Below are 16,604 nucleotides of genomic sequence, written 5' to 3'. Positions count from 1 at the left end.
CCCAGTTTAGATTGACTCAATGAGGAAACGCTTATGAAAAACTTGACCATTATTGCAACCATGATTGCTACTGCCCTATGCGTTCAACCAGCTATGGCTCATGAACTAGGTGACCATTTACCTAAGAAAGGTCAGCCGACGGCGGTTCAACTGCAGTTTGGTGGTGACAAAGAGGTAAACAAAGATAACTTTATTGCTGCAGAGTCTGATAAGTATTTCTTTGAACAACAGCAAAAATCAGGCATCAACCATTTTACCCATGATCGGGTGTTACTCACTATGGAAACACAAACGGTAGTGAGGCAGAACCGCGATACCTTGTATTCAAAGTCAATTTGGGACACACAAGGCGGGGTCACGTTTACTTTACCGATCTTACAGAGTTATCAATCGTTGCAAGTGATAGATGAAAATCACAGAACGGTGGCAGTGTTATATGCCCAAGCGGGTAAGAACCAAATTACCATTACTCCAGATATGCTTAGCTACGGCCAGCATGTTTGGGTTATTGCCCGAACCCAAGTGGCATCGGATACCCCCGCTGCTATTGCAGAGGGGAATCGCAAGCAAGATTTAATCAAGGCTGATGCATCTTCAGCTAACCGTTATCAAGCGAAAGGGTTTAATCAGTATCAACGTGAGCAGGTACGACTGGATCTAGAAAAGCAGGTGATGGCATTAGATTTTACCCAAGCGATGGGGGCGCCTGAAGGTAAGCCTCTGCATGCGAAACAAAATGTACGAGCACGCAAAGTGACTCACTTCCATGCGTTGGGATTAACGGCCATGGGCTTTGGTGGGTTACCCAGTGAACATGCGTTTTATAAAGTCTTGTTAGCTGATAATCGCACTGGCCAGTGTCAGGTGATGAACTTTGATGCGCCGCCATTGCAAGCTAATGGCTTTTTCTCCATCACCACTTACGGACAAGATGCCTATGTGCACACCAATAACTTTGCACTATCGAGTCGACAAGGCGAGTTAACAGCAAATGAAGATGGCAGTTACACAGTCCATTTTAACTGCGGCGATAATGCGATTAACAATATTGATGTTGAAGCAAATTGGACAGGGATTTTACGTATGTATAAACCCATTGATGAACAGCAGATTGTTGACTATGCCGATGGTGTGATGCTGCCGCATTAAGCAAATTTATCCTAAGGCGTCGCGCGCCCTTGGTGATGATAAATAGATAATTACATTGAATATAAAGCGAATAGGCCGGTGACTATTCGCTTTTTCTAAGGCTTTTTACAATGACAGTTTCAATGGTTTTAATCAGCGGATGTTGATATACCAAGCGATGATGGTGAATGCCAACATCATAGGTTAATGGCATATCATTGGCGTATAAGGGGATGACAGTGATGTCACTGGGTAACTCAGTGCTGGGTATGGCTGTACAGACAAACAAATACTGTTTTGTTGCTACGCACGCAAGTGCTGCTGTGATACTCGATACCGTTAGTGATTGCTTTAGATGACAACCTGTTTGATTACGTACTTGCTCATAGTAGGCACTGCCATCGTGAGCCCCCAAGGAGATCCGAACCATATGTTCATCGAGCATATTATCGATGTTGATTCTGCTTTCGTTGCTAAGGCGATGATTTCGAGGAAGGTAAACAAATAGTGGAACTGAGGCGAGCTTTCGCTCAACTAGGTGCTCACTAAACTGGTTGGGGTAACCGGCGATGCCAACTGCGAGTGCCCCGACTTCTGGTTGCTCAACACCATGGAGTGACCAATCAACAAATGTCAGTTGGTTCGGGTTGTCTTGGGTTACCAGGGCATCTATTAAAGGCAGGGTGAGAGTGCTCGTTAACGGGCTAATGATGTTAATGGTGCATTTGATATTGTGATGGTCATCGGCAAACAATCGTGCAGCATGATGGCTTTGTTCCAAACTCGACAGGGGCGCTTCAATATACTGGGCTAGCTGGCTCATCATTAGGGTGGGGGTATAGGCTCCCTTGTTAACCACAAATAACTCGTTTGCGAATAAATCGCGACATTGAGCCAGATGTCGATTGAAAGTGGCGCGACTAATATCAAGCTCATGACAGGTTTTACTCAAGGATTTTAACTTCACTAAGCTCATCATAAATCGATATAAATTTAAATCGATACGGGTGTCCACATTCACCTCTGCTACGTTGCCGGTCGGCCTATTACGTTACTAAAAAAACAGTGTGGTGACCATGTGGTACCAAGAGGTGAACTTAAATTGGCTTTGCTGCGTATTGATCCATGTTGAGATCAATCTGTTGTGTGACGTTTATGGCATCGTCAATGCAAAGGAGTCCCGTATGAACAAATCATCACTGCCGTGGAAACTATGTCCTGTTTGTGTTCGCCCTTTTACTTGGCGTAAGAAATGGCGCAAAGACTGGGATCAGGTTAAGTATTGTTCCAAGCGCTGTGCGGGCAAAGGTCATCAACATTGCCAAGATGAAAATAGCGAAACCTTAAGCCAATGGAGTAATATTTTTGGCTAATTTTAATAGGCTTAGGCTGATATTGGGAGACCAACTCAATCCCGCGCACTCTTGGTTTAGTGACAAATGTGATAGCACTTTATACCTCATTGCTGAATTACATCAAGAGGCGACTTACACGCGTCATCATGGACAAAAACTGTGTGCTTTTTTTGCTGCGATGTCCGAATTTGCTAACGCTTTAGGCAAAGCTGGCCATCAAGTATTGCACCTGACTCTAGATGAAACCCGTGCGCATCATGATTTACCTGAGTTACTAAATGAATTGATAGCCCGTTACGGCATCGCCGAATTTGAGTATCAACTCCCCGATGAGTATCGGCTTCGGTACCAGTTAGCTGAGTTTTGTCAGCGGTTACCCATATTAAGTTGTGTATATGAGTCGGAGCATTTTTATCTAACGGATGCCGAGCTCAGTGACTATTTTACCGCGAGCAAACATCATCGCTTAGAGCATTTTTACCGCAAAATGCGCAAGCGCTTTAATGTGTTGATGACGGGGGAGCAGCCTGAAGGTGGGCAGTGGAATTATGATGCTGACAATCGTCATAAGCTAAAAAATAAAGATCTACTCGAGGTGCCGGAGCCACTGATATTTGCTAATGATGTTAGCGAGATCGCAAGTCGTGTTGCCCGTCATAATTTGCCTGTTATCGGTGAACTGCCGGAACAACTCATATGGCCAATTAATCGCAAACAGGCGCTTGATTTATTAGCGCACTTTTGTCGTCACTGTCTTGTTCACTTCGGTCGATTTCAAGACGCGTTGACGTGTCGTTTAGATATTTTGGGTGACCAGCGCCAGTGGTCTTTGTATCACTCACGGCTGTCCTTCGCTATCAATACCAAAATGCTCAGTCCTCAGCGCGTCATTGATGCCGCGATTAATCAATACCATATAGCAAATGGTGAGATTGGCATCGCGCAGGTTGAAGGTTTTGTCCGACAAATATTGGGTTGGAGAGAGTTTATCCGCGGCCTTTACTGGGGCAATATGCCTGAGTATGCCCAGCTCAATCACTTGCAAGCGCATCGCAGTTTACCTCCATGGTTTTGGACTGGTGAAACTAAAATGCATTGTTTGCACCATGCTATTAAGCAATCCATTGAGTATTCCTATGCCCACCATATTCAACGCCTCATGGTGACGGGTAACTTTTGTTTGATAGCAGGGATTAATCCCGACCAAGTTGATGACTGGTATTTGGGGATTTATATCGATGCCATTGAGTGGGTGGAAATGCCCAACACACGCGGGATGAGCCAATTTGCTGACGGTGGGATTGTTGGCTCTAAAGCTTATGCCGCCAGTGGTAATTACATTAACAAAATGAGTGATTATTGCGGCGATTGCGCTTATCAGGTGCGTCAAAGCGACAGCGATGATGCCTGTCCATTGAATGCCCTTTATTGGCATTTTATGTTGCAGCATCAACAAGGTTTTAGCAACAATCCTCGCAATAAAATGGTGTATGCCAATTGGCAAAAAAAGTCTGCGTTGCAGCAACAGGCAATTTTACAGCGTGCAAAGTGGTTACTTGCCAATCTCGACTCGATCTAGTTTTTAATAGGTAGGATTTAGCATGACGTCTCATTTAACCCAAGCAGATATCGCGGCCATGGAGCAGCGATATCGAGCGCGATTTATTAACAGCTTGTCAGGGTTTAAAAGTGCCAACCTGGTGGGGTCTATTGATCATGGTGGTAATACAAACCTAGCCATAGTCAGTTCGGTGTTTCATATCGGTGCTGATCCTGCGTTGATGGGCATGATCATGCGACCTGATAGCGTGCCTAGAGATACCCTTAGCAACTTAAAAGCGAATGGCAGCTATACTTTGAACCAGGTCAATGCCAACACGTTTAGGCGCGCTCACCAGACCTCTGCTCGTTACGATGCGGATGTGTCGGAGTTCACCGAAGTCGGATTAACAGAAACCTTTATTGAAGGCGTTGCCGCTCCTTTTGTTGCAGAAAGTCAGTTAAAAATCGCCCTTGAGGTTAGAGAAATTTCTAAGTTATCGCTAAATGACACCTTAATGGTGATAGGTGAAGTAGTACACGTGATTTTGCCAGATGTGGCGCTTCAGCAAGACGGTTACATCGATATTGAAGCGCTTGAGGCCGTCGCGGTATCGGGATTGGATAGCTACCATAGCTGTCAACGCCTGGCTCGCTTGAGCTACGCTAAACCGCAAACCTTGCCAAAACGTTTGGCGGTAGATGGTACCTTAAAACCTAAGGCTTAAGTGATTAATAGCGTAAAAGTAGTTAATTGAATGGCCCATATTAGCTTGATCTAAATCAATACCGTTTGCTGGGTTTTTCGCCATGATAGAGGCAGATGCTGTTATCTGTCATCTATCAGGTGTGTTGGTTATGTCCATTTCTGATAAAAAGCTCATTTTGTTACTTAAGTCTTGCATTGCGCTAGGGCTTTGCTTGATTGCGCTAGGGATTTATCTACACAATTTTAGTCAAGCTATGGAAGCAATGGGGGTCACAGGCATTATTATCAGTGCGGTATGCGTGGCTGTCGGCATGGCACTATCACTGCCAACCAAAATGTACCTGACTTTTATTCTAGTCAGACGAGAATCTGAGTCCTCCTCAAAATAGCCTTGGTTGAGTGCCGAGTAAGATTGTCATTTTACGGTAACATTTACCACCTCTGTAGTGGTTGAAAGCGCTAACCTCTGCTTTACTTAACAAGTCTTGGTATTAGCAAAGGATGGCGTCCATGTCGGTATTATTTCAGCGTAGGTGGCAGTATTTGCCTGTTGTTATGATGTTACTGTCTATGCTCGCAGGGTTGTTTTTCATAAATGCAGGCTTAGGCTCTTGGGTGTCTAAAACGATTAAAGGTCACCTGTCTGGATTAACCAATGATGTGGCTTTGCATTTGGCTAGCGACCAACAACATATCGCCAATTTATCCCCCAAAGCGCTACAAAATTACCTCAGTAATCTCTCACAAGCGACTAAAGATAAACGTATTACACTCATTGACAGTGATGGAATTGTGCTGGCTGACACCTCACTCAGCTATCTTGAGATGATAGCGATGGACAACCATTTATCACGACCTGAAATCTCGAGCGCCTTTAAGGATGGTAAAGGTGAGAACATCCATTTTAGCACAGCACTGGAAGTGGACATGCTGTATGTCGCTCAAAGAGTGTCGCTACAGCGTGGGCCTGTGGTGGTGAGAATGGCGATGTCGATGGATGAATTAGAATCTATGTCGCGAGAGCTGATGTGGATTTTCATTGCGTTACTATCAATATCGGTGCTGGCGTTCGCTGCGACTAGTGTGTTAAGTGCCAAGCAGGTTAATTATCGCATCAATAAAGAGCGAGAGCGACAAGAAGAGCGTATTATCAACCGGACACAGGAAATTGAACTGCTACACCGCTTGGCCAATATGCTTGCAGCTTGTACCTCGATAGGTGAGACCCAAAAAGTAGTGGAAGACATTGTGCCAAGAATTTTAGGTGATATTAATGGCAGTGTGGCAATGATGCGATCGTCTCGGAACCAATTAGAAGTCAAGCTTGATTGGGGCAAGCCCTGGCCTGCTGCAATGCGTTATTCTCCCAGTGATTGTTGGGCACTACGAAAGGGCAAGTATCACTTAGCCAACGATGATTACCACAGCTTGCCATGCCATCATATGCAGGAGCTAGGGCATGATCAATCGTTGTGCATTCCGTTAACGGCCCATGGAAATACCATAGGCATGTTGCACCTCTACTTTGGCGAGTCCAGTGTCAAAGTAGAACAATCCACTTTACGGTTGGCATTTACTATCGCGGAACACCTTGGTTTGGCGCTGGCGAATTTGAGCTTGCAAGAAAAATTGCGCTCTCAAGCGCTCAGCGATCCACTAACGGGATTATACAACCGCCGCTATTTTGATGAGTCATTTGAGCAAGCGCTGATTCACCGCAGTGAGAAACACAGTGTTGCCTTGCTGATGTTAGATTTAGATTTCTTTAAACGATTCAATGACAATTTTGGTCATGACGCTGGGGATTATGTCTTGAAAGAAGTCAGTGCCTTGATTGTGCGTATGATAGGCAGTGATGATATTGCATGCCGATTAGGAGGCGAAGAGCTCGGTGTGATTTTGAGCCATGCTGATCAGAGTCAAGCTATGGAGATGGCGACACGCATCTGTCGCCAAGTGAGCCAATTACATTTACAACTAAAAGGAATTTCCCTCGGTAAAGTGACGGTTTCTATTGGTGTTGTCAGCTATCCGCAGGTTGAGGGAGACAAAGAGCAGCTAGTTAAGTTTGCCGATATGGCGTTGTACCGAGCCAAAGAGCAAGGGCGCGATCGTGCGCTCCTTTATCAAGTCGAGCTGCGTGACTCACAGGAGAAAGCCGCTACACATTCCATCCCAGACTCGAGTCAGCCAACTGCCAAGCCGCATACCGATAAGGTTGTTACGAATATCATTCAATCCAATAAACTCGAAGGCTAGCCCGTCAAATTTGCCATTGGTCTGGATATGCGCCTTGATGCCTTAGCAGTCATGAACCGCATCCATAAACACTGTTGATAAATAAAATTTATCAAATTAAGAATTATTGATAATTATCTTGTTATGGATATCAGGCGTATTATTTAATCCATTCTCATTGCTAAGGTGAATCGCATCACTACTGACCTAATGTTATCGAGGCGAAAATGAAATTCTTACACACCATGTTGCGAGTTGCTGATCTAGATAAATCCATTGCTTTTTATACCCAGGTTTTGGGGATGAAAGAGTTACAGCGCTCTGAAAATAACGAGTATCGCTATACCTTAGTTTTTGTTGGTTATGACAATGGCCCTGACTGTGCAACGATAGAACTGACCTATAACTGGGATACCCATGAATATGAGATGGGTACGGCGTTTGGCCATGTTGCTCTCGGGGTTGAAGATATTTATCAAGTTTGTGAAAAGATCAGCCAGTTAGGTGGCAATGTAACCCGCGCTCCAGGGCCGGTAAAAGGTGGAGAAACCCATATTGCGTTTATCACCGATCCAGATGGTTACCAGATTGAGTTAATTCAACATAGCTAACAAATTGAGCAGCTAAAGCAAGCATTGTGGTGCTTGCTTTCGACGAGGGTTTTATTATGACAAATGCACTATTTACTGCCGTTAACTTAGGGCAGCACACCTTAAACAACCGCATCGTAATGCCACCAATGACCCGTTCGCGGGCGAGCCAACCAGGCAATGAGGCTAATGAATTAATGGCTGAGTACTATGCCCAGCGCGCTTCAGCTGGCTTGATTGTTGCCGAAGGTACGCAGATTTCAGCTATGGGGCAGGGTTATGCATGGACACCAGGCATCTACACGCAACAGCAGATAGATGGTTGGAAGCTGACCACTGATGCCGTCCACGCTAAAGGTGGGGTGATATTTGCTCAATTATGGCATGTGGGCCGAGTGACACATCCAGATAATATTGGCGGACAACAACCTATATCATCGTCAGCAATCAAAGCCGAAAATGTCAAAGTTTTTATTGATAACGGTACAGATGAGCCTGGATTTGTTGATGTGGTTGAGCCACGAGCAATGACCAAAGCTGACATCGATATGGTTATTGAGCAATATCGTCAAGCGGCACTGAATGCTGTTGAAGCAGGGTTTGATGGTATTGAACTGCATGCGGCTAATGGTTATTTAATTAATCAGTTCATTGATTCTGAAGCGAATGATCGAACCGATGAATACGGTGGCAGTGTCGAAAATAGATTACGTTTTCTAAGCGAAGTTGTTGCAGCGATGGTGGATGCAATAGGTGCAGAGCGCGTCGGTGTGCGTTTAGCTCCTTTTACTTCGCTAAACGGTACTGTGGATGCCAACCCGGAAGAAACTTATACCGCAGCCGCAGCCATGTTAAATCAGCATAGTATTGTCTATTTGCATATTGCTGAAGTTGATTGGGACGATGCACCAGACACGCCAGCATCTTTCAAGCAAGCAGTAAGGCAAGCCTATGACGGTGTATTAATTTACGCCGGTAAATATGACGCTGAAAAAGCGGCACAAACCATTGAAGCAGGCTTGGCAGATATGATTGGTTTTGGTCGTCCATTTGTGGCCAATCCTGATTTACCAAATCGCATTAAACAGGGTTATCCATTAGCTAGCCATGACCCAGCGACATTATTTGGCGGTGCAGCCAAAGGTTTAACCGATTATTGTGAGTATACCCAGTAGTCTACCCGCACACATATACGCTAAAATCTAAATTCATTTATCAAATAGCAACGCTCTCCATGGCGTTGCTATTTGCTTTTCTGCTGAAGTTACATCTTTTCAATTGAGAGCCAATCACAATTTTAAAGGTGGATAGACATAGAGCTTATAATATGCGCGGTATTATTTACCTGCTAATCTCAACATTGCTTGCAGCACTGGGGTGGGTGGCATCCAAGTTTGTGGTCAACCATATGCCTGGCGATCTGTTTTTGGGGATCCGGTTTTTGTTGGCAGCCCTGATTCTATTGCCGTTTTGTTTTAAGCGGCTGCTGCAGTTACCGTGGCGACAGACCATGACCATTTTTGGTGTTGGCGTCTTTTTGGGGCTGGCTCTGCAAGTTTGGGTGCATGCGGTGACTATCAGCGATAGCTTATCTGAGGGGGCTTTTATCATGAGCTTGGCGATGATCATCGCACCGCTGGTGTCATGGTTGCTGTTTCAAGTTAAGCCCAACCGTTCCTTCTGGTTTGCGTTACCTGTAAGTATGCTTGGTATGGCGCTATTGACCCTCAGTGGCGGCTGGCAGATGGAAGCAAGCCAAGTGTATTTCTTATTGGCTGCTGCGTTGTTGTCGATCCATTTTGTGCTTAATAAAAATGTCGCCAGCCGATTACCTGCTTTGCTGTCTATCTGTATTCAGCTGTTTGCAGTTGGTCTGGTGGGGTTTGTGGTCGCTGGTTATAGCGAACCTGCGGTGATTGATTATTCATTCGATTTATTGTTTTGGTTTATTATTTCTACCGTGCTTGCGACTTCTGCACGTTATTTATTACAAACCATGGGGCAGTTTACCGTTAAGCTAGAAACCGCAGCGCTAATTATGATTTTAGAGCCAGTGTGGACCATGTTGCTCAGCATTACGATGCTGGGTGAGCAGCTAGCATGGCAGAAACTCTTGGGTGCGGGACTGATTATGCTGTCGCTGGTGTCGTACATAAAACTGTCTCGCCGAGAAGCGAAAAAAGCTGAAGCACAACGCAGCTGTGCTGCGCAGTTGGCAACACAGCAGCAAAGTTAGCAGTTAGCCGAGTAGTCTTTCAATATAGGGCCTGACGGCATCGACACTATCGCAGTGATTCGGAATGGAGATACTGCGGTAACCGTCGCCAATGAATGCGCGGTCTATTTCTATCAATACCCCGGTTTCTTGGCCGTTGTCGACAAAGGTGACTTCAAGTTCTTTGGCACCAAAAAAGGAGCGCGACTCTGGTTTAAATTCGTATTCTTGATAGCAGGGCAGGTGAGATGAGAACTCCCGTGTTCGAATGCCGCCGGCTTCAATATCGCTCTTAAACAGTCGATAGCCACTGTTTTCAATCATCTCTAGCACTGCCAGCTGAGTATTTGAGGGGACAATGGTCAGTGGGTCTTTGTCGCTACCATCAATGCCGTTTTTGATATCAAGCCCTGTTTGCAGCCATACCTTAGCAATTCGTTGACCAAACAGGCTGGTGGCAGGAACTTCTGGATGTAAGTGCAATTTGAATTGGCGGGTTAAGGTTTCATTGGCGCCAATGGTTTGTTTCAACATCGGCTTCCAGCTCTGCAGCACCACACTTTTATTGTACTTAACCTCATCATCTCCGAGTTTCTGCTCGGCTTTGGCTTGGGCCATAATGGCAAACTCTAAGCCGTTTAACGCTTGCTCGACTTCGCCGCCTTTTATGACTACTTCTACGGTAAAGTCGTCCCCAGCTCTAAGTTGATCATCGAGTAAGATGGCATCGACTGTGGCTTTTCCTATCCCTACGCTGGCTAAGATTTTCTTTAACATCCTGCTTTCCTTAGTCTTGTTTAGCATTTGTCATAGACACTAGCACTGACTTTCAGCTGATTCAAACATCAGTTTGTAACGGGATACGTGAAGATTAACTATACTTATTGGTCTGCGCCATCTGTTGGTGAACCACAGGAGCTTAGCGTATGCGATTCATTTGGATTTTTTTGATTGCTTGCTGCGTGACATCGTTTTCGCTTTACGGGAAAACCTGGCGTTTTGCGCTTGTTCCTAAAGAAACCAATAATCCTTTTTTTATCGCTACCGCCGAGGGATGCCGTGTCGCCGCTGCTGAGCTTGGCAATGTTGAGTGCCTGTTTCGAGGGCATCAACATGTTGATGTCAGAATGCAAGATAAGATTATATCTGAGCTGCTTGATGAAGGCGTCGATGGCATTGCTATTGCGGTAACTCAATCAGAGTTTCTGGCAAGTCGTAGTGTTGCCAAAGCAAATCGTCTCGGCGTGCCATTGATCACTTATGATGCAGACTTTAGTGCAGCGACACTGGCCAATAACCCACAGATAAGAGCGGCGTATGTTGGATCTGATAACCTAGCCATTGGCCAGGCACTGGGTGAGCAGCTGCAAAGACTACGGCCAAACGGTGGCCAACTCATTATCCAAAGTGGTCGTCCAGACTCGCCAAATTTAAACCTTAGGGTTATGGGGATCAGAATGGCGTTGTCGGGTAAACAGTACAGTACGCCGCCTGGACAAGCGTTAGTTGGGGAAAATGGCTGGCGAGAGTTTCGAGCACCTATGTATAACTTTGGCCACAATACCAACGCGCTTATTGATTTGAAAACCGTGCTCAAACTCTTTGATGAACAATTAGTGGATGCTTTTGTGGCGGTGGGTGGATGGGCACAGCTTGCTGATGCGTTTAGCCTCACAGTTGCACCATATCGTTCAGCATTAAAAGCCAATGATATGGTGCTGGTTATCGGTGATACGTCGCCGCAACAGATGTTATTTTTAGATGATGGCGTCACTCATGCTAATGTCGGACAAAACCCATTTGAAATGGGTAAACAAACCATTAATACCCTGTATCGCATTGCTAATAACCTGCCTTATCAGCGCCGCTTAGAAATTCCATTAAATTTTTGTGATCAGTTAAATTTCCATACCTGCCTTGGTAATTGATTGTGCTTGATTGCTTCTTCTAGTTAATTGTCTTGTTTTTAAATATGTTAGTGATTAGCAGTTTTTATAATTATCACCTGACCGTATAGGTTTGGTTTTGGTATTTTATATTAATCAATTTCATTGCAACTTTTGTTTTATTCCCATTATCCTTAAGACTTGCTTATATTAGTAAGTTGTTAGCTAAGTTGATATTGTTTTGGCTAATATTTTTAACATTATTAGTTTGATAATTTTTAACATCAATGAATACAAGGAGGTTGTATGAGTAGGTATATCGCTACTTTTTTAGTATTAGTGTCCACATTACTATTATCTGCATGTAAATTGACATTAGTACAACCCTATGATGAAAAGCTGCTCAGTGGAACAGAAGCATTTTATAAATCAACCGCATTAGCGATTGAGCAGGCAAGAGAAAAGTCCCCTAAGACTCGTAAGCTAGAACCAGGCCAGTCAGCAGAGCAAAATAGTGGCTATATTGGGCATTACCAATCCACTTACGCCAAGATGAGAGTTGATGCTAATGCATTGATATTACGTGCAATGGTAAACAGTGGTGAAGTAGACTCATGGGCAAAAACGACTCAAGCAAAAATTGATGAGTTAATCACAAGCGCTATTCCATCGAACTGCGCATCGGGTAAGTCAAACATCAATGATATTACGCTAACAGTTAGTAATTATTTAGATTTGAAATGTTTAGTGAGTTATTGGCAGCAGCAGCACGAAGAAGCACCAAATAAGATTTTAACCAGTGTGAACTGGGAAAGTCGACAAAAAAGTTTAATGGATATGATTATTGCATTGCAGAAAACCGAGTCTTTTAAAAAGAGTACTACCGCTGACTAGTTATTCAAGGAGGAATTATGGAAAAAGTTAATGGTGTAGACATAGGTAATGTTGTAAAAGAAGCGCTAGCAGCTGCGAAAGCGGTGGGAACCGAAAATTGGGCAGATGCAAAGGATATTGTTGACAATATTGCTCAAGGGTTTCTTAACGACTTAAAGTTTATAGCGAAGAAGAAGGCCAAAGGCGAATATGATGAATACGATGCTAAGATCTTTTTAGAAGATCAAAAAATGGTTGCTCGGGTTCGATTACGTTCTTTGGCGATTGTTACGTTGCAAATTGCAGAAAGGATGCTTAACGCCGTCATCGAGGTGTTTAAAAACGCTGCGACAGCAGCATTCAACTGGGCGTTGTTTTAGTTAGTTCTTGTTTTTAAAGCCAATATAGTCAGGCATATAGTAGGGCAGATAAGCGGTCATTGTGCTTATCTGCCCTCCTATTTTTATTAGCGGTTAACCCATAAGCATTATTAAGTTAGACTGGGATATAGCTTCGCAGAAATATTTAACTATTTGTTATGGATGACAATACCAAAAATCATAGTCGCGTAAAGCATGACGCATCTCGTACCTCTCGTGACCATCAATATGATCAACATGACTTTCTGTACTCTCGTAAAGGGCCATGGCCACAGCCGTCGCCGGTACACCCATGGGGAGAAAGCCCTGCTGTTATTCATGTGCCGTTAAGAGAAAGGCTAGACTGGTGGTTTTGGATCGGCAGCCGCTATCTGATCTATTTACTTTTAACCCCCTATTATGCTGTAAAGGCGCTAATGCTGAGAGGCTTAAAGCCTGTATCTGACTCTGAGTTTGAACAGTTTTTTAACCAATCTATGTTGGTAAAATTTATCACATCGCAGTTAGATGACGTTGACCGTGATGTGTTTAATGGGATTTTGCAGCAAGAGCAACAAAATTGGCATATTGTCGATTTTCAAGCGGTGGAATCGGTCAAACCTTTCAAAGGTATACATGTTAGCGCGACCAAGACATTGCTTTATCAACAAGGCGATCGTTTTAAAGTTCGCGCAATCTATATCGATGCGACGGCCAGTGTTATCAGCCCTGATGATTCAGGTTGGGCGTTAGCCAAGTATTTTGTACTTCAAGGCGGCGCACTTTGCAGTACCTTGGTGACCCACCCGTTACAGCATTTTCCGTTTGATAGCATTAACGCCATCACTAAAACCGCTTTACCTAAAACCCACGTGCTGCATCAATTGCTCACGCCTCATATGCGATTCACGTTACCGTTGGAAAATGCGGTACTCAATTACAAGTCGTCATTGCTGCAATCAAAATGGTACATGGTTTATGCCCCATACCCTGGTGGGCCTTCGGGACTACGCGATTTATTGGTTGATGGTTATAAGGGGATTAAAGGGAATCTGTCCTATCCTCCTTTTTCTTATCAAATGGACGCTCCGAATGTCGAGGGGCCGTACGGTATCTATCTAACGCGCTATTACGAAGTGATTTTTGCTTTTGTGAAACGGGTTTTACATCATGTTGAGCCTGATGATTTTTGGGTCGCAAAATGGGCAGATTATTGTCATCAACATGTCAAAGCGTTTCCTGCAAGCGATAAGATATTTGAGGGTGATACGTTGGCACGTGCTGTGGCGACCTATATTTTTACCGTTAGTGTGAGTCACTCTGTTGATCATTACAGCTATGGAAAATTTAATAAGCGCCAAATCCCGCTGCGTATTCGGCAGTCGCCACCCACGGCCAGCACGAGTATGAAGCCAAGGTCTCAACTAGTCACTTGGTATGACATGATGAAGTACTTTATGGCTGACAGGTTGTTTTTCTCTCCAACCACCATTACCACATTAGCCGAGAGTCAATACGCGTTTATGGACAGCGAACAACAACAAGCGGTTGAAGAATTTAAGACGGCTTTATTGATTGCAGAAAACGAGCTTATCGAGCGAGGAGTTAACTATATGCCTTTGGATGAGATAGCTGCCAGTATTCAGTTTTAGTCTATTGTGGATGTTTTTGTCCATAATGATTGGCTTAATTGGCTATTCTATTGATAGATTGTTGACATTAGTATGGCGGTATCAACTTTGTTAATGAGGAATCCATCATGTCTCATCCAATTATTCGCGATTTAAACCGTCGATATACTGCAAAAAAATATGATCCCAGCAAACGTGTTTCGGCTGAAGATATGGCGGTATTGCAGGAGGCGATGCGTTTATCGGCATCTTCAATCAATTCACAGCCATGGAAGTTCGTGGTGCTAGAAAGTGATGCAGCGAAACAACGTTTCCATAACACTTTTGCCAATATGCACCAGTTTAATCAGCCTCACGCAAAAGAAGCATCACACATTATTTTGTTTGCCCATAATCCTTATTTCACTAAAGAGGATTATCGTAAGCGAGTTGATGTTGAGGTGAGCTCAGGCCATCTTCCAGCAGATATGTATGACAATATGCTTAATGGCGGTTTTACCTTTGCAGAGTCTAATACTGATGAATCGGGCTTTAATGGCAATTGGACCAAAGCGCAAACCTATATCGCCTTAGGTAATACTTTGCATGTACTTGCCAGACTAGGTATAGATTCAACACCGATGGAAGGTGTTGACCCAGCGCTAATTGGTGAGCAATTTAAAGACGAGCTCAATGGTTACCAGTGTGAGTTTGCCTTAGCGATAGGCTATCATTTGGCAGGCGATGACTATAACCATGGACTACCCAAAGCGAGATTAGCCGCTGAGGACGTGTTTGCCGTTTTATAAGTAATCAATCTTGCCGTCTGCGTCAGACTAGCGCTTAGCGTCTGACGCAGCAGGGTTATTAGGTATTAATCGGCAAAACGGCTGTTACGGGCAAACTCTATGGCTTGTTCACAAATCTGGCTGCGCTGCTCTTTACTTGAACCTTTAAAGTTATCCATATATGCGGCAAGTTTATCGCTAACTTCTTCACTGACGATCATCTCATCAATACCCGCTTTCATATGTGCTGTGGCTGCACTTCCAACAATCGTGCCTTCGACTTGCATATTGTTTTCACTGTAGAAAGTGCTGCATACCATTAAGCTTGCCATGCCCACAGCGGTATCGGCGTCGAGATATTCGGTCGCTGCGACTGAGCCTGTTAGTAAGCAGGCGCTTAATCCTAAGTAGAATGCTTTTTTCATTGAGGTGACCTTTGTTCTTTAAAACCTATCTATTTTGATATGGCCCATAAAGTGTACCTAGGCACACCTTGGACGCTTGTTATCACCATATCACAGGCTAAATTTTAGAAGCTGTTAACCGCAGCACACTAAAATAGTGGTCGATGATAACTGTGGTTTTAATCACCTTTTAGCCTGATATATCAGGGGTTTTTGATAGTTTTTTATATCTAAAAGTATAAAAATAAGGCACTGAGGTGGGTAAATAAATCTGCTAACAAAGCTGTGAAGGCTAGCGTTGAATAGCTAGCCTTATTTTTGGTAACGAACTTATTGGCTTGTTAACAGATAAAGTTAGCAATCATCGGTGTATAGCTCGGTTTTCGCAGGGTAAGTATTGCCTCGAAAGTCAGACCATTGATGACTGTATTGCACAAAGCAATTACCTGCACCTGCGCCTATCGTGCTGTGTCCTGCTGGGTGAATGCGCATGTTGATAGTACCGTTGGGTTCAAGTGTCCAAGCGCTGCTGTCTTCCAGCCCGTCGACGAACATCTTTAATGTTGTTTCATCGGCTTGCATTTTGCCAAACACTAAAGTTGCACCAGCGTACTCATCACCAATACTCGATGCATCAATGGATTCAACTTGTTCAACGCCATTGATTGCTGCCTTGGAGTAAACCAAATTGTTGGCGCTTAACAGAGCACCGGACATTCCCTCAAGGCTCGACTCATAGGCATCACTTTGGGTATTGATGAATTTAGGCGCGGCAGTGACCGCCAAGATGCCAAGAACGATAATAACAACGACTAACTCGATTAAGGTGAAGCCTTGATTTTGCTTCATAACATGACCTCCTAATGTAAATTAGCAGGCATTATCTTTGCCAAGCGGGGATTTTTGTTAC

18 protein-coding genes are annotated in these 16,604 nt (G+C 44.1%); 14 read left to right on the top strand and 4 right to left on the bottom strand.

Going from position 1 to position 16,604, the window contains the following annotated elements; translation table 11 throughout:
* Positions 1-33 precede the first annotated feature (33 nt).
* Positions 34-1,149, top strand: a complete 1,116-nt coding sequence (locus tag ACHUFW_RS10945; RefSeq protein WP_394203008.1) for a DUF1254 domain-containing protein — start codon at positions 34-36, stop codon at positions 1,147-1,149.
* An 82-nt stretch (positions 1,150-1,231) separates the two neighbouring features.
* On the opposite strand, the gene ACHUFW_RS10940 is transcribed toward ACHUFW_RS10945, so the two are convergent.
* Positions 1,232-2,143 carry a LysR substrate-binding domain-containing protein gene (locus ACHUFW_RS10940; RefSeq protein WP_394203006.1) on the bottom strand — a complete coding sequence of 304 codons (912 nt, stop codon included), beginning with the start codon at positions 2,141-2,143 and terminating at the stop codon, positions 1,232-1,234.
* Between the two features lie 169 nt (positions 2,144-2,312).
* Between ACHUFW_RS10940 and ACHUFW_RS10935 the strand changes: the two genes are divergently transcribed.
* The 8 genes from ACHUFW_RS10935 to ACHUFW_RS10900 all read left to right on the top strand — a co-directional run bounded on the left by ACHUFW_RS10935 (position 2,313) and on the right by ACHUFW_RS10900 (position 9,795).
* Positions 2,313-2,501, top strand: a complete 189-nt coding sequence (locus ACHUFW_RS10935) for a DUF2256 domain-containing protein (RefSeq protein WP_394203005.1) — start codon at positions 2,313-2,315, stop codon at positions 2,499-2,501.
* Positions 2,494-4,062: a cryptochrome/photolyase family protein gene (locus ACHUFW_RS10930; protein WP_394203004.1), complete on the top strand. Its 1,569-nt coding sequence runs from the start codon at positions 2,494-2,496 to the stop codon at positions 4,060-4,062. Before ACHUFW_RS10935 ends, ACHUFW_RS10930 begins: the two co-directional genes overlap by 8 nt.
* Positions 4,063-4,084: 22 nt before the next feature.
* Positions 4,085-4,750, top strand: coding sequence for a flavin reductase family protein (locus ACHUFW_RS10925; protein WP_394203003.1), 666 nt, complete (start codon positions 4,085-4,087; stop codon positions 4,748-4,750).
* Between the two features lie 136 nt (positions 4,751-4,886).
* Entirely contained in the window at positions 4,887-5,120 is a 234-nt protein-coding gene (locus tag ACHUFW_RS10920) for a hypothetical protein (RefSeq protein ID WP_394203395.1), read from the top strand.
* Between the two features lie 121 nt (positions 5,121-5,241).
* Positions 5,242-6,990, top strand: coding sequence for a sensor domain-containing diguanylate cyclase (locus ACHUFW_RS10915; RefSeq protein ID WP_394203002.1), 1,749 nt, complete (start codon positions 5,242-5,244; stop codon positions 6,988-6,990).
* A gap of 206 nt (positions 6,991-7,196) precedes the next feature.
* A complete protein-coding gene (gloA, locus tag ACHUFW_RS10910; protein ID WP_394203000.1) occupies positions 7,197-7,580 on the top strand; it encodes a lactoylglutathione lyase in 384 nt (127 codons plus the stop codon).
* 56 nt (positions 7,581-7,636) lie between these two features.
* Positions 7,637-8,734 carry an alkene reductase gene (locus ACHUFW_RS10905; RefSeq protein WP_394202998.1) on the top strand — a complete coding sequence of 366 codons (1,098 nt, stop codon included), beginning with the start codon at positions 7,637-7,639 and terminating at the stop codon, positions 8,732-8,734.
* Positions 8,735-8,886: 152 nt separating this feature from the next.
* On the top strand, positions 8,887-9,795 hold the full coding sequence (locus ACHUFW_RS10900; protein WP_394202996.1) for a DMT family transporter: 909 nt from the start codon (positions 8,887-8,889) through the stop codon (positions 9,793-9,795).
* 3 nt (positions 9,796-9,798) lie between these two features.
* On the opposite strand, the gene ACHUFW_RS10895 is transcribed toward ACHUFW_RS10900, so the two are convergent.
* On the bottom strand, positions 9,799-10,551 hold the full coding sequence (locus ACHUFW_RS10895; protein WP_394202994.1) for a sporulation protein: 753 nt from the start codon (positions 10,549-10,551) through the stop codon (positions 9,799-9,801).
* Between the two features lie 149 nt (positions 10,552-10,700).
* Here ACHUFW_RS10895 and ACHUFW_RS10890 point away from each other — a divergent pair, with 149 nt between their 5' ends.
* From ACHUFW_RS10890 to ACHUFW_RS10870, 5 genes are all read left to right on the top strand, one after another.
* Complete coding sequence (locus ACHUFW_RS10890; RefSeq protein ID WP_394202992.1) at positions 10,701-11,702, top strand: substrate-binding domain-containing protein; 1,002 nt, start codon at positions 10,701-10,703, stop codon at positions 11,700-11,702.
* A gap of 264 nt (positions 11,703-11,966) precedes the next feature.
* Positions 11,967-12,554 carry a hypothetical protein gene (locus tag ACHUFW_RS10885; protein WP_394202990.1) on the top strand — a complete coding sequence of 196 codons (588 nt, stop codon included), beginning with the start codon at positions 11,967-11,969 and terminating at the stop codon, positions 12,552-12,554.
* Between the two features lie 17 nt (positions 12,555-12,571).
* Positions 12,572-12,913 carry a hypothetical protein gene (locus tag ACHUFW_RS10880; protein WP_394202989.1) on the top strand — a complete coding sequence of 114 codons (342 nt, stop codon included), beginning with the start codon at positions 12,572-12,574 and terminating at the stop codon, positions 12,911-12,913.
* 158 nt (positions 12,914-13,071) lie between these two features.
* Complete coding sequence (locus tag ACHUFW_RS10875) at positions 13,072-14,544, top strand: hypothetical protein (protein WP_394202987.1); 1,473 nt, start codon at positions 13,072-13,074, stop codon at positions 14,542-14,544.
* A 107-nt stretch (positions 14,545-14,651) separates the two neighbouring features.
* The gene (locus ACHUFW_RS10870) at positions 14,652-15,311 is read left to right on the top strand and encodes an NAD(P)H-dependent oxidoreductase (RefSeq protein ID WP_394202986.1); all 660 of its coding nucleotides are present in this window, start codon (positions 14,652-14,654) and stop codon (positions 15,309-15,311) included.
* A 65-nt stretch (positions 15,312-15,376) separates the two neighbouring features.
* Here ACHUFW_RS10870 and ACHUFW_RS10865 read toward each other — a convergent pair whose 3' ends face one another.
* Positions 15,377-15,715 carry a hypothetical protein gene (locus ACHUFW_RS10865; RefSeq protein WP_394202984.1) on the bottom strand — a complete coding sequence of 113 codons (339 nt, stop codon included), beginning with the start codon at positions 15,713-15,715 and terminating at the stop codon, positions 15,377-15,379.
* A 333-nt stretch (positions 15,716-16,048) separates the two neighbouring features.
* Entirely contained in the window at positions 16,049-16,543 is a 495-nt protein-coding gene (locus ACHUFW_RS10860; protein ID WP_394202983.1) for a type II secretion system protein, read from the bottom strand.
* Between the last annotated feature and the right edge of the window lie 61 nt (positions 16,544-16,604).

Origin of the sequence: Shewanella waksmanii (assembly GCF_043643685.1) — a bacterium.
GTDB lineage: Bacteria > Pseudomonadota > Gammaproteobacteria > Enterobacterales > Shewanellaceae > Shewanella > Shewanella waksmanii_A.
Note: the sequence above shows the minus strand (reverse complement) of the source record. Positions and strands in the feature narration are given on the sequence as shown.